The organism is Vibrio sp. PID23_8 (genome assembly GCF_003584965.1).
Classification (GTDB): domain Bacteria; phylum Pseudomonadota; class Gammaproteobacteria; order Enterobacterales; family Vibrionaceae; genus Vibrio.
Window position 1 is genome coordinate 1 of sequence record NZ_LIXE01000018.1, and the last position, 12,799, is coordinate 12,799.

General features: G+C 43.6%; 13 protein-coding genes. 3 read left to right on the forward strand and 10 right to left on the reverse strand.

Translation table 11 applies throughout. The features are described 5' to 3' along the window. On the forward strand, positions 1–171 hold a 171-nt coding region (locus AK966_RS20470; protein ID WP_182852566.1), incomplete at its 5' end, for a transketolase-like TK C-terminal-containing protein. Positions 172–468: 297 nt separating this feature from the next. Here AK966_RS20470 and AK966_RS18300 read toward each other — a convergent pair. Next, positions 469–1,641 (reverse strand): MFS transporter, encoded by a 1,173-nt coding sequence (locus AK966_RS18300; RefSeq protein WP_119464667.1) that lies wholly within the window; start codon positions 1,639–1,641, stop codon positions 469–471. Between the two features lie 170 nt (positions 1,642–1,811). Further along, positions 1,812–2,864, reverse strand: coding sequence for a 3-deoxy-7-phosphoheptulonate synthase AroG (gene aroG, locus AK966_RS18305; protein ID WP_099078149.1), 1,053 nt, complete (start codon positions 2,862–2,864; stop codon positions 1,812–1,814). A gap of 456 nt (positions 2,865–3,320) precedes the next feature. Between aroG and AK966_RS18310 the strand changes: the two genes are divergently transcribed. Beyond that, the gene (locus tag AK966_RS18310) at positions 3,321–4,322 is read left to right on the forward strand and encodes an OmpA family protein (RefSeq protein WP_099078150.1); all 1,002 of its coding nucleotides are present in this window, start codon (positions 3,321–3,323) and stop codon (positions 4,320–4,322) included. A 403-nt stretch (positions 4,323–4,725) separates the two neighbouring features. On the opposite strand, the gene cyoE is transcribed toward AK966_RS18310, so the two are convergent. From cyoE to AK966_RS18330, 4 genes are read right to left on the reverse strand one after another with little or no spacing between them, the layout of a single operon-like run. Continuing rightward, complete coding sequence (gene cyoE, locus AK966_RS18315) at positions 4,726–5,637, reverse strand: heme o synthase (RefSeq protein WP_099078151.1); 912 nt, start codon at positions 5,635–5,637, stop codon at positions 4,726–4,728. Then, the gene (locus AK966_RS18320; protein ID WP_119464668.1) at positions 5,630–6,649 is read right to left on the reverse strand and encodes a heme A synthase; all 1,020 of its coding nucleotides are present in this window, start codon (positions 6,647–6,649) and stop codon (positions 5,630–5,632) included. The genes cyoE and AK966_RS18320 overlap by 8 nt, the downstream gene beginning before the upstream one ends. 11 nt (positions 6,650–6,660) lie before the next feature. After that, the gene (locus AK966_RS18325; RefSeq protein ID WP_099078153.1) at positions 6,661–7,197 is read right to left on the reverse strand and encodes a cytochrome oxidase biogenesis cluster protein; all 537 of its coding nucleotides are present in this window, start codon (positions 7,195–7,197) and stop codon (positions 6,661–6,663) included. Continuing rightward, a complete protein-coding gene (locus tag AK966_RS18330) occupies positions 7,194–7,961 on the reverse strand; it encodes an SURF1 family protein (protein WP_099078346.1) in 768 nt (255 codons plus the stop codon). Before AK966_RS18330 ends, AK966_RS18325 begins: the two co-directional genes overlap by 4 nt. On the opposite strand from AK966_RS18330, the gene AK966_RS18335 reads away from it, so the two are divergent. Next, the gene (locus AK966_RS18335) at positions 7,960–8,196 is read left to right on the forward strand and encodes a DUF2909 family protein (protein WP_172438048.1); all 237 of its coding nucleotides are present in this window, start codon (positions 7,960–7,962) and stop codon (positions 8,194–8,196) included. The genes AK966_RS18330 and AK966_RS18335 overlap by 2 nt on opposite strands. 2 nt (positions 8,197–8,198) lie before the next feature. Here AK966_RS18335 and AK966_RS18340 read toward each other — a convergent pair whose 3' ends face one another. Genes AK966_RS18340 through coxB form a run of 4 tightly spaced genes read right to left on the reverse strand, consistent with a single transcriptional unit; the run spans position 8,199 to position 12,507 of the window. Next, entirely contained in the window at positions 8,199–9,083 is an 885-nt protein-coding gene (locus AK966_RS18340; RefSeq protein WP_099078154.1) for a cytochrome c oxidase subunit 3, read from the reverse strand. Further along, entirely contained in the window at positions 9,080–9,685 is a 606-nt protein-coding gene (locus AK966_RS18345; RefSeq protein ID WP_099078155.1) for a cytochrome c oxidase assembly protein, read from the reverse strand. Before AK966_RS18345 ends, AK966_RS18340 begins: the two co-directional genes overlap by 4 nt. A 21-nt stretch (positions 9,686–9,706) precedes the next feature. Then, positions 9,707–11,347 carry a cytochrome c oxidase subunit I gene (gene ctaD, locus AK966_RS18350; RefSeq protein WP_099078156.1) on the reverse strand — a complete coding sequence of 547 codons (1,641 nt, stop codon included), beginning with the start codon at positions 11,345–11,347 and terminating at the stop codon, positions 9,707–9,709. Beyond that, positions 11,344–12,507: a cytochrome c oxidase subunit II gene (gene coxB, locus AK966_RS18355; protein WP_099078157.1), complete on the reverse strand. Its 1,164-nt coding sequence runs from the start codon at positions 12,505–12,507 to the stop codon at positions 11,344–11,346. The genes ctaD and coxB overlap by 4 nt, the downstream gene beginning before the upstream one ends. Positions 12,508–12,799: the final 292 nt, after the last annotated feature.

A 12,799-nucleotide genomic window follows, 5' to 3' on the forward strand; every position in this document is an offset into this window, starting at 1 on the left:
ATCGCTATCGAAGCGGGCATCGCTGACTTCTGGTACAAGTACGTTGGCTTCGACGGTCGCATCATCGGTATGACAACGTTCGGTGAATCTGCACCGGCAGAGCAACTATTCGAAATGTTTGGTTTCACGGTAGAAAACGTAGTGAACACAGCAAAAGAGCTGCTAGCTTAATCGCTTAGTACTATCAGTTTTCTCTATTGCGAATTTGAAAACTGAAAAGCCCCGCTTCGGCGGGGCTTTATTTTAGCTATCTATTTTCAGCAACGTTTCCAAATATCTATGTCGAATTACTTCTCTTCAAACTGGTTGGCCAGTCGATAGAAGTCTTGCACTTGCTCTTTTAACTGTCTGCTGTTTTGATTACAAATCAGCTAATAAAAAAAAGCCAAACTTGCAACATATATCGACCCATTAAATTATAAAATCATCAATAATTGAAAAGCGTTCATATTGAGCTAATAAGAAAAGTTACGCCCACTCAGATTGCTGCTTGCTGTTCGCGTTTACGATAAATATCGCTATTACCAAAAGAACAAAAGGAAGAACATACAAGTTAAGGTTTTGCCAGCCAACTGTCGATTCCAGCCAACCGGATAGTAATGCGGTGACGGTGACACAGCTAAACACCAAGAACTCATTGAATGCTTGCGCTTTACTTTTGTTCTTCACTTCGTAGCTTTGGCTAAACAAACTCGTCGCTGCAATAAACATAAAATTCCAACCTACACCTAGCAAAATCAAAGCAATACTAAAGTGCCAAATTGACACGCCGTGCCTATTGATCGCGATACAGACAATGAATAACATACTGCCAGCTATAATCATCTTCTTCGCGCCAAACTGTTCAATCAATCGACCAGTGAAAAAAGCTGGAACAAACATTCCCAATACATGCCATTCGATTACACCTGCTGCTCTGGTGAAATCAAATCCACAACCAATCATGGCAAGTGGCGTCGCGGTCATCAAAATGTTCATCACCGCATAAGCCACCATTGCTGCTAATACTGCGATCATGAAGTTGGGGCGGCGCACGATAATTTTGAGCGGATCGGATTTCACATGAATATTTTGGGTGTGGGCTGCAGGAAACCGAATGGTTTGCAGCAAAATAAGCGCAGTAATATACAACACAATCAAAACAGCGAACGCGCTGGTGTACAAGCCATCTGTTGACCAATTTTGGGAATAGACGGCTAAATTCGGTCCTAGAACAGCAGCCACTACACCACCCGCCATTGAGATTGAAATAGCTCGGTGCCTTACTGACTCATCACACACTTCAATAGCAGCAAATCGATAGAGCGTACCAAACCCAATCCCAACACCTAACAGGAAGGTGGAAGCACAAAATAGCGAGAAGTTTTGCAGAGTAAGAGCATAGGTCGCTAACGATGCTCCAATAACCCCAATAATATTGCCGACACTAAAGCCCAGCCTCCGCCCTAGCTTACCCATAATCAAAGAAGCAGGAATTGTTGCGGACATCAAACCAAGAAACTGTAACGCCACAGGCAGCGTAATCAGACTGGATGAAGGCGCAATTTGCTTACCGATTAGAGCGATAACGGAAATCAATAGGATATTTCCTGTCATCAGTAAAGCTTGGCAAAGCGATAAAAGCCATACGTTTCTATTCATCTCATTCCTTGAGTATTTTCTAGTCTCTACAACACCTTAATGGATTGGTTGCTAAAATACATGAGATATTCAACCGTAATAACTCACTCCTATTTCGACGACTATAAGTGGTTCAAACATTAAAAAGCCAGCGTGCTGCTGGCTTTTTCTTAATATTGGAAACTTAGGCGCTATCTTGTGCGACGCGCTTTCACTGCATCAGATAGCTGACGTAAAACCGTTTCAGTATCGTCCCATCCGATACATGCATCTGTAATTGATTGACCATACGTATCCGCTTTACCATCGATAAGATCTTGTCTTCCTTCAACGAGGTGAGATTCGATCATGACACCAAAAATCGCATCTTCCCCAGCAGATAGCTGCTCAGACACATCATCAGATACCAGCATTTGACGCTTGAATTGCTTCGAGCTATTCGCATGGCTAAAGTCGATCATAACTTTCTTTGGTAAACCAGCCGCTTCTAGCTCATCTTTGATCAGTGCAACATGAGAAGCACTATAGTTTGGCTCTTTTCCGCCACGAAGAATAATGTGACAGTCAGGGTTTCCAGCCGTTTCTACGATGGCAGAATGACCGTATTTCGTCACTGATAAGAAATGGTGGGAAGCACTCGCTGAACGAATCGCATCACTTGCAATTTTGATGTTACCGTCAGTACCGTTCTTAAAGCCAACAGGACAAGATAAACCTGATGCTAACTCACGGTGCACTTGAGATTCAGTGGTACGAGCACCGATGGCCCCCCAGCTAATCAAATCCGCAACGTACTGAGGCGTGATCATATCAAGGAACTCACTTGCAGTAGGAAGCCCCATGTCCGTCAGGTCAAGCAGCAGCTTGCGTCCTATACGAAGACCGTCATTTAGCTTAAAGGTGTCATTCAAATACGGATCGTTAATAAGCCCTTTCCAACCGACAGTCGTTCGCGGTTTCTCAAAGTACACTCGCATTACGATTTCTAGCTGGTCACTAAGCTCGTCACGTAATACCTTTAGTTTCTTCCCGTATTCTACTGCCGCTTCTGGATCATGGATCGAGCACGGACCGACGATGACAAGCAACCGGTCATCCTTACCTTCCAAAATATTATGAATTGAGTTTCGGCATTCAAAAGTGGTCGAAGAAGCGGTTTCAGTTGCCGGAAATTTCTCTAGCACCGCTACCGGTGGCAATAACTCTTTTACTTTATTAATTCTTACATCATCAGTTTGAAACATTACTTCTACTTCCTGGTTGCGTTCTCTAACCCAGTATTTTTACCCAACGTTATTCACTTCAACATTGTTCACAAAACAAGTAATAAAAGGGCTCTAGGTTCATCTAGTTGTGTTGGTTTAAACACGTTATCGGCTTACCACCACAGTTTCAATCACTTTTTCAAAAAAAATGCAAACCGGAACAGCCGTTTACATAAAACTTCGGTGTAAAACATCGTTTACGGAAAAAGTTCAAAATAATCATGCATTTTCTAAAAACTTTAAAAATCTTGTCTACAATGTAAGAAATATCAGAAGTTTGTGGGAGATAGTGAGACGAAAAGTGTATTGAATTCTAAGCTATTGTTGCTTAATGTTAGGTAATAGCTATATGAAACTGATATCTTATAACTACTCGTTTTCAAAAATTTTAAATACAAAGTAGAAGTTAATATGCAATCAATACAAGGAAAGATTATGAAGAAAGTAGCAATTGCAGTAGCAGCAGTGGTAGCCAGTGGTAGCGCTTTAATGAACTCTGCTTCAGCTGAAATGTACGTTGGGGGCAAGGTAGGCATGACTACGCTAGGTGATGCCTGCTACCTAAACAGCCCTTGTGATGATGACTCTTTTGGTGTTGGGCTACACATCGGTTACGATTTCACCGATATTATCGGTTTAGAATATGGTGTTGATTGGCTAGGTCACTATAAGGCTAATTTTAAATCTGGCAACGTTGTTAATATCATCGACGGTCGTCTTGCCGCACTAACGCTTGCGCCTAAATTCAACTGGCACCTCAACGATACTTGGAACTTGTTTGCAAAAATCGGTGGCGCTTACATGATGTCTGGTGACGAAAAAGACTTTGTTCCAACAGGTTCGTTGGGTGCAGAGTATGACATCGATCGTAATTGGAGTGTAAGAGCTGAATACCAACGCTATCACGATATGACAGATGATACCTGGAAGAATATGGACGCAAACTTCTTCGGTATTGGTGTTAACTATAAGTTCGCAGCAGCACCTGTGGCAGCCGCAGTAGTCACAGAAGAAGTGGTTCAAGAAGCTGTAGTGCTAACGAAAACGCACAAAGAAGAGTACGGCACAGGAACGTTCGAATTCAACAGCGCTAAGCTCACTAACGAAGTATCTGAACGCCTAAACAACTTCGTAAACTTCTTGAATGAATACCCACAAGCTAAAGTTGAAATCACAGGTTACACAGATAGCTCAGGTCCAGCAGCATACAACCTAAAACTCTCTGAGCGTCGTGCTCAAGCAGTTGCCGACTATCTCATTGCTGCAGGTATTGATGCAGATCGCTTTACAGTAAAAGGCATGGGTGAAGAAGATCCAGTCGCTGACAACAGCACTCCAGAAGGTCGTGAGAAAAACCGTCGTGTCGAAGTTGTTGTTCCTGAGTTCCAATACGAAGAAGTTGAATACCAAGAAACAATTAAAACAACTGTACAATAATTAATTAGAACTACGTTCTAAACTCTAAGGGATGGCTCGCCATCCCTTTTGTTTGCTTCAAATTATGCTTTCCTACTAACTTTCAGCGTTCTTACCGCCTTTTTCTCCCCCATCATTCAAATCACTGTTGCGCTTGGGTTCTCTAATAATACAATCCAATTAAATTCTACATTAAGTGATACACAACGAGCCTCCAAGCGATTGGCTCTGTGAGAATGATTCGGTTATCAAGCAAGGTAACAATTTGAAGACTGAGTGAATCTAAAAAATGGTGTTAACAAAATATGTAGGCCAAGACAACTCGACATTTGAGGGCATGTCACTTGGGTATACATCGTTACTCACAAACACAAACCGCACGTTAGTTAAAGGTGCGGTGACAAAAATGATTTAAAACTGATGGTTATAAAAGAATAAACAAGCCGATATAGTGATCTACAAGCAACGTCACAAATAGAGCAAGGAGGTGGTAGATAGAGAACTTAAACGTATCTATCGCGCTGTTAGATTCTGGGGAGAACTTAAGCTTCCAAGCGTGGTAAACGAATCCGGCATTAAGTAAGAGTGATGAGAATAAGTAAACCGAACCAGCCATACCAACCAAAACAGGCAATATACAAACTAAGGCAAGCAACACGGTATAAAGCAGAATCGATGTTTTGGTGTATTCGACACCGTGCGTAACGGGCAACATTGGGATCTCAACTTTTCGGTAATCCTCTACCCGATGAATCGCCAACGCCCAAAAATGAGGGGGCGTCCAAATAAAAATAATCATCACCAACAACCAAGCATTGGCATGAAGCTCTCCTGTCACAGCCGTCCACCCCAAAAGCGGTGGCATGGCACCAGCTATCCCAGCTATCACGATATTTTGTGGGGTAGCTCGTTTTAAATACATGGTGTAGATCACCGCATACCCCAGCAAACTAAGAAATGTCATCCACGCCGTAGGTGCATTGACAAACACATAGAGTACAGAGAAACCAAAAAGGCCTAAGCTAGTCGCAAAAATACTGACGGAAGTGGGGTTGAGTTCACCTGATGGTAGTGGGCGGTTATGCGTCCTAGCCATACGAGCATCAATACGTCTATCTATCAAATGATTAAATGCTGCAGCAGAACCCGCCATTAAGCCAATACCCATTAAACCAAATATGGCTTGTAGCCAAGGAAAAGAAGCGACCGGAGCTAAACTCATTCCAACAATGGCTGTAATTAACATGAGCGCCACAACCTTCGGCTTAGTTAGCTTCAAGTACGCTGACCCCATCTTCTTACGACTTTCTAGTGATAGCGCAATTTCTTTACTCATAGCGAACTCCTTTCGCTTTATCATTCCAACAAGCCTTTCCCTGCCACAGATAAAATTGGCTGATGCAAACTAAACTCAGCATCACCGCTGCACCGATATTATGCGCAACAGCAATAAAAATGGGTAACTGAAAGAGCACGTTGCTCACACCAAGTAGGATTTGACAAACCAGTGTAAAACACAGCCATTTGCCGATTTTCTGTAGGTACTGAGATCCTTGTTGCAGCAATACATAGCAATATGTCAATACGACAGCAGTCGTCACGATCGCACCAATACGATGCGTTATATGAATCGTCATTCGCGCAGGATAATCCAACACCCCAAACTCATAGCTATCAAATCCTGATTGCCAAAAAGAAAATGCCTCTTTCCACGACAGATAACTTATCCAATTTCCTTCACAGATGGGTAATGTTGTACACATTAGCGCAGCATAATTAGATGATGTCCATCCCCCTAATAACACCTGACTGAACACGACACCAAAAGTCACGATTGAGAGCACGCGAACTATTTTTGACGAGGGTGGAAAATCGACGTTATTCTGTGATGCTAACTGACACAAAAACACCATTTGTAGTGCTAAAAGCGTAAAACCACCGATTAAATGAAGCATAACGATAGCTGGCATAAGCTTAAGGGTCACTGTCCACATACCAAGCGCAGCCTGCCCTATCACCAATAGGCACAACAAGATTGGAATAGTGGCGTCGACTTGTTTAGCTCTCGCTGAGGCTATTGCTATAACAAGAATGACAAGCCCTAGCGTACTAGCAAAATAGCGATGAATCATTTCTAACCATGCTTTATCTTGCTCAACCGCACGTTCAGGAAACGAGGCGTTCGCTTTCAACACTTCAGCTTCTGATTGTGGTACCAACAATTGTCCATAACAACCCGGCCAATCTGGGCAACCGAGACCCGCATCAGCTAGACGGGTATATGCGCCTAACATGATCACCACTAGCGTAAGGCATAAACTGATTTTAACCAGTCGTATCAATGTCATGAACTTCCCCCCTACCCAACTCGAGACAATTTCAATAATTTTCGTAGATCTGCCAGCATATCTTTACTGAGTGCCACTAGGTCTTCATTAGGCTGAGAGGTGTAAGACATGACCAATTGCCCTAATGGATCAACAATTAACACTTGTCCCTGGTGCACTTTAGCTGATAAAGCGTCATTCATTTGCATCACGGCCATTGTTCCCCCTACAGAGCCCGATCGTTGAGATGTCCAAATGACTGGCACGACACGCTCTTGATACTTACCTAGCGCGATATGACTTTGCTGCATTAAATGGAGTTGTTGCTGACACTGTTCCCTGCACTCCGCTGGCAAGACATAAGCCAGTTGCCAACCTCTCTCCACCAAAGGCGATGCTTGCCCAAGTTGACCTAACGTAGTGTAAGGCTCAATCAACTGACCTCTATTTGTCACTCCGGTCTTATACCAACCTTGGCTAAGCACTAATTTTGCCATGACCGCCGGAAATGCGAATAAACAAACCAACGAAATCAGAACAATTCGCCCTTTAGTTACTGCTGATGTCATGCTTCACCTCCATGTGACGCTCTGTTTCTTATCGATCGAACAAAAATAATCACCGAAATAAGTAAGAAAACACTAGCCATAGAAAACCACTGAAACGAGTAACCGAAGTGTTTAGAACTCGTTAGTGGTACGGGATTCCACGGAAAGGGATACGGCCAGTTATCTAAATTGTCGGGCTGAAAAATCGTTGGCATCAACTCTCTATCCAATAACTGACTTAACTGGTTAATATTGAGGTTCTGCACACGAATGACATCTCTCATCTCCGCCATCAAGGCGGAACTCAAGGGGTTAGTCGACTTGCGATATAAACGTCCGGTGACAGTGAGTGGTCTAGCGAGAGCACTAACATTCGGCAACAATGACCGTGTTCTTTCCCCTTGAACAAACCCCAACTCTAAGAGTGTCAGTATCGCTGGATCTTGACTCAAAGAAACAACTTGAAATGCGAGATAACCCACTTTACCTTCAAACGTCTGATTATCTAGTAGAATAAGTGGCAAAGATTCCGGTTTGATCTCTGCTTTGACCTTTATCCCCATCACATTTTCTTCACGCCAATCGTTAGTATCCAATACCGTCGATATGTCCTGATAAGGGGCATCCGATCTGGCTAAAATTGACTGCTCTAGAAGTCGTTTCTGATGCCCACGCTCGAGTTGCCAAAAACCCAGTTTGACCAAAAGAGAAAACACAGCCACAGTTAAACAAACAGCTAACCACACCCACTTCGATAACCATAACGACGAACCTGGAGGTGCTATGTCCACCGTATTTCTGTTCAAATTAACGCTGGTTCTTTTGCTGCTATTCATCATTTTCAACCTCGCAAAAGCACTAATCGAAATGGTTCGAGAAGATCCAGACAATGCTGAGAAAAAAGTTAAACCAATGAGCCACTATCTAGGTCGTCGTGTCATGTTTTCTGCCTTGGTGGTCATACTTCTTCTTATCGCATTAAGCACCGGGATGATTACGCCGAACCCTCGCCCTTACTAGCTTTACAGCACATAGACGAACACAAATAAACATAGCCAGACCACATCCACGAAGTGCCAATACCAACTGCCTGCTTGAAACGCAAAATGATCTTTTGGAGAGAAGTGATCTTTGGCGATTCTAAACAACAATACAATCAGGAAAATGGTACCGAGACACACATGCAAACCATGAAAACCCGTCAGCATAAAGAAGGTGTTGCCGTAGATCCCTGATTGTAGAGTTAGATTCATTTCTTCATATGCATGCCCATATTCCACAACCTGGTAATACAAAAAGAAACAAGCCAGTACGATGGTGATTTCTAACCAGACAATGAGTGCTGTACGATGGTTTTTTTCCAAACTCACATGTGCCATGTGTAACGTAACTGAAGACAATAGCAGGATAATCGTATTGGTTAGAGGTATACCGTCCCAAGGCATTGCCTGAGTAATATCACCTGCAGGCGTCATCGTTAAAGGCCATATTGCTTCAAAATTAGGCCACAGCACCTCATGGGTCATAAAATTGTTGTCAGCCCCACCCAACCAAGGCACCGAAATCATTCTTGCGTAAAACAGCGCTCCAAAAAATGCCCCAAAAAACATCACTTCAGAAAAAATGAACCAACTCATTCCTTGACGAAAAGAGCGCGTTATTTGAGCATTATATTTCCCGGTAAGCGATTCTGTAATCACGTTGCTGAACCACCTCGCCACAATGTAAAGTAGAAATATCACACCAAACGTTAGAATAATGACACCTAAGGTTCCAATCGCACTCTCAGTTTGGGTTCCTTGGACAGTCAATCCAGCGCCTACGGCCACTAAGAAAAGGGCAAATGCGCAAACAATGGGCCAGTTGCTTTGGGCCGGGACATAGTACGTTTCAGGCTTGTTGCTCATTGATTCTCTCCTTGCAGAGGCTTATTGGCCTGTATCTCGCTCCTTGAGAGGCTAACAACTGACGAATCGCCCGATTGAGGAGAAAGCTTGTAGAGTGTGTAAGACAGCGTCAACGTGTGAATCGAGTTCGGCACGTCGGGTTCGATATAGAAGATCAAAGGCATGCTTGCTTGCTGCTTACCATCTAGGGGTTGTTGATTAAAGCAAAAACATTCGATTTTATTGAAATACGCTGCGCCAGTACCGGGGGAGACAGAAGGCACCGCTTGTCCAACCAAGTTCTGGTCACTTTGATTAAAAGCAAGATATTCGGTCTGAACCACTTCCCCCGGATGCACATCCATAGAGAGCACTTTCGGTTTGAACTCCCATGGCATATCAGGGCTCACATGTGCCATGAATTCAACGCGAATGGTACGGCTGATGTCTGGTTGCATACCTATCGGCTGTATCGAGGCGACATCACTGGTTTTACCGTTGATTCCGAGCGCATCGCACATAATGTCGTAAAGAGGAACCAGAGCAAAACCAAAACCAAACATCAATGCCGTTGCCAATAACAGCTTGATTGTCAGTCTTTTGTTGGATGATTTGGATTGCATCTCAATCACCTCGAATGTCCATTAATCGATTTTAGGGGGCGTTGTAAATGTGTGGTACGGCGCTGGGCTTTGTACCGTCCATTCTAATCCTTCCGCACGTTCCCACGGTTTCGCTGATGCTTTTTCACCACCACGAATACATTTGATCACCAACCACAAAAAGATCAGCTGTGACAAGCCAAAGGCAAAACCGCCAATTGAGACTATTTGATTCACATCCGCAAACTGAATCGCATAATCAGGAATACGTCTTGGCATACCTGCCAACCCTAAAAAGTGCATTGGGAAAAACAGCACGTTCACCGAAATCACTGAACACCAGAAATGCCAGAGACTCAGTTTTTGGTCATACATATGCCCTGTCCATTTGGGCAGCCAGTAGTAAACGGCAGCCATGATGGAGAACACTGCGCCGGAGACCAGTACATAGTGGAAATGCGCGACCACAAAATAGGTATCGTGATACTGGAAATCTGCGGGTACTATCGCAAGCATCAAGCCTGAGAAACCACCAATGGTAAACAATACGATAAAAGCAATAGCAAATAGCATTGGCGTTTCAAATGTCAACGCGCCTCTCCACATGGTTGCCACCCAATTGAAGACCTTCACTCCGGTGGGCACTGCAATCAACATTGTGCAATACATAAAGAAGAGCTCTGCAAATACCGGCATCCCCGTCGTGAACATATGGTGAGCCCAAACAAGGAATGAGAGCAGTGCGATACTACAAGTGGCGTAAACCATAGAGTGGTAGCCAAAAAGTTTCTTACCGCTGAAAGCCGGAATGATGGCCGAGATAATACCAAACGATGGTAAAATCATAATGTATACCTCTGGGTGACCAAAGAACCAGAAAATATGCTGGAACATCACTGGGTCACCGCCACCCGCGGCATCAAAGAAGCTGGTTCCAAAGTATTTATCGGTCAATACCATGGTAACTGCCCCAGCCAACACGGGCATTACGGCGATGAGTAAGAATGCCGTAATCAACCATGTCCAAACGAACATTGGCAGCTTAAACCAAGTCATACCGGGCGCTCGCATGTTGACGATGGTCACGATCACGTTGATGGCACCCATTATCGAACTAATACCCATTATATGCACAGAGAAAACAAATAACGCAGTACTATCTGGCCCGTAAGTTGTTGAAAGTGGTGCATAGAAGGTCCAGCCAAAATCAGGACCTCCACCAGGTAAGAACAATGAGCCAATCAAAATGAGGAAGGCAAAAGGTAAAATCCAGAAACTCAGATTATTCATGCGTGGCAGTGCCATATCAGGAGCACCAATCATCATTGGGATCATCCAGTTAGCAAGGCCAGTAAAAGCAGGCATGACCGCACCAAACACCATCACTAAACCGTGAACTGTAGTCATCTGGTTAAAGAACTGAGGGTCTACTAACTGTAAGCCCGGTTGAAATAGCTCTGCACGAATGACCATTGCCATCGCGCCACCAGTGAGAAACATGGCAAAGCTAAACCAAAGATAGAGTGTGCCGATATCTTTGTGGTTTGTTGAATAGATCCAACGAGCAATACCCTTTGGTGCATGATCATGGTCGTGGCTGTCATCAATAGCAATAGTGGTATTCGCACTGGTTTGCGCTTCTACAGGCGCTGACTTTACCGCTTTTTCAAATGACTTGCTCATATCTCCTCCTTGGCAGTTTCTTGCGCCTTAAAGGTATTAACGTCCGATGCTTGAATGGTATCACCTGTGTCATTACCCCACGCATTACGTTGGTAAGTAATCACCGCTGCGATTTCTTGGTCGCTTAATTGGTTCGCAAAAGCTTGCATTGCGGTGCCTGCCCGGCCATTGACGATCACATCGATGTGAGTATCAACTTCACCTTGAGCAATGGCACTGCCTTTTATTGCAGGAAATGCACCAGGAATACCCTCACCATTCGCTTGATGACACACTGCACAACGTGCCGTGTAGATAGATTCTCCTTGTGCCATCAGGTCACCCATCGATAAGTCTTGAGATAGGGCCTCCTGAGCTGCGGCTTTTTGCAATGCCATCTCTTCTTTCTTTCCTGACAACCATTGGTCAAATTCTTCTTCAACCATCGCGTGAACAACAACCGGCATAAAGCCATGCGCACGACCACAGAGTTCTGCACACTGGCCGCGATAAACACCAGGCTTATCAATCTTGGTCCATGCTTCGTTAATAAAACCGGGGATCGTGTCTTTCTTCACTGCAAAATCGGGAACCCACCAAGAGTGAATTACATCATCAGATGTCATTAAGAAGCGCACTTTACGGTTAATGGGCAACACGAGTGGGTTGTCTACTTCAAGTAGGTAGTGCGCTCCTTTTGCTTCAATTCCATCGATTTCTTTCTGGCTAGTTGCGAGTAAGCTGAAGAACTCAACATCCTCACCAAAATAACTGTAATGCCACTTCCATTGTGATCCCGTTATTTTTACCGTGAGATCCGATTGGCTGGTATCTTCCATCGCCACCAGCGTTTTTGTCGCAGGAATAGCCATTGCGATGAGGATAATGACGGGAATAACGGTCCAGATAATTTCCACTTTTGTGCTTTCATGGAAATTCGCGGCAACTGCTCCTTTTGATTTACGGTGGCGGATGATGGAATAGAACATAACGCCAAAAACTACTAAGGCAATAGCGCAACAGATATAAAAGATAAGCATATGTAATTCAAACACTTGCTCACTTATTGCGGTAACGCCTTTTGTCATGTTGTAATCATTCTGCTCTGACCAAGCGCACGATGAAAATGTGATAAAAATCACATTCGTTACTATGGCTAGAGTAGTTGCTAATCTTTTCAAAAGATCTCTCCTCTGCTCAGCCGCTGCGCTTACGCGAGCTTCCTTGCTTCCCAATGCAAATATCGAACAAACTTACTAAAATTCATAAAAACTGCGTGTTCAACATGCTTTGTTATAATTATGTTAAAGGCTAGTTTTAGTTCAAAGGTTCTTCAAGAAATTAAATGCGAATAAATTATATACAATTGAGAAAATGAATTTCAGTTTAACGATTGCCAACTTTGAAATGTAATTGAGAACGATTTACATTAATTAAGAGAGAAACTGAGATGCTTTTCATTGAAAAGTGTCT

Coding starts and splice junctions, on each gene's coding strand:
- AK966_RS18300 (WP_119464667.1), bottom strand. CDS start 1,641: ATGAATAGAAACGTATGGCTTTTATCGCTTTGCCAAGCTTTACTGATG.
- aroG (WP_099078149.1), bottom strand. CDS start 2,864: ATGTTTCAAACTGATGATGTAAGAATTAATAAAGTAAAAGAGTTATTG.
- AK966_RS18310 (WP_099078150.1), top strand. CDS start 3,321: ATGAAGAAAGTAGCAATTGCAGTAGCAGCAGTGGTAGCCAGTGGTAGC.
- cyoE (WP_099078151.1), bottom strand. CDS start 5,637: ATGAGTAAAGAAATTGCGCTATCACTAGAAAGTCGTAAGAAGATGGGG.
- AK966_RS18320 (WP_119464668.1), bottom strand. CDS start 6,649: ATGACATTGATACGACTGGTTAAAATCAGTTTATGCCTTACGCTAGTG.
- AK966_RS18325 (WP_099078153.1), bottom strand. CDS start 7,197: ATGACATCAGCAGTAACTAAAGGGCGAATTGTTCTGATTTCGTTGGTT.
- AK966_RS18335 (WP_172438048.1), top strand. CDS start 7,960: ATGTCCACCGTATTTCTGTTCAAATTAACGCTGGTTCTTTTGCTGCTA.
- AK966_RS18340 (WP_099078154.1), bottom strand. CDS start 9,083: ATGAGCAACAAGCCTGAAACGTACTATGTCCCGGCCCAAAGCAACTGG.
- AK966_RS18345 (WP_099078155.1), bottom strand. CDS start 9,685: ATGCAATCCAAATCATCCAACAAAAGACTGACAATCAAGCTGTTATTG.
- ctaD (WP_099078156.1), bottom strand. CDS start 11,347: ATGAGCAAGTCATTTGAAAAAGCGGTAAAGTCAGCGCCTGTAGAAGCG.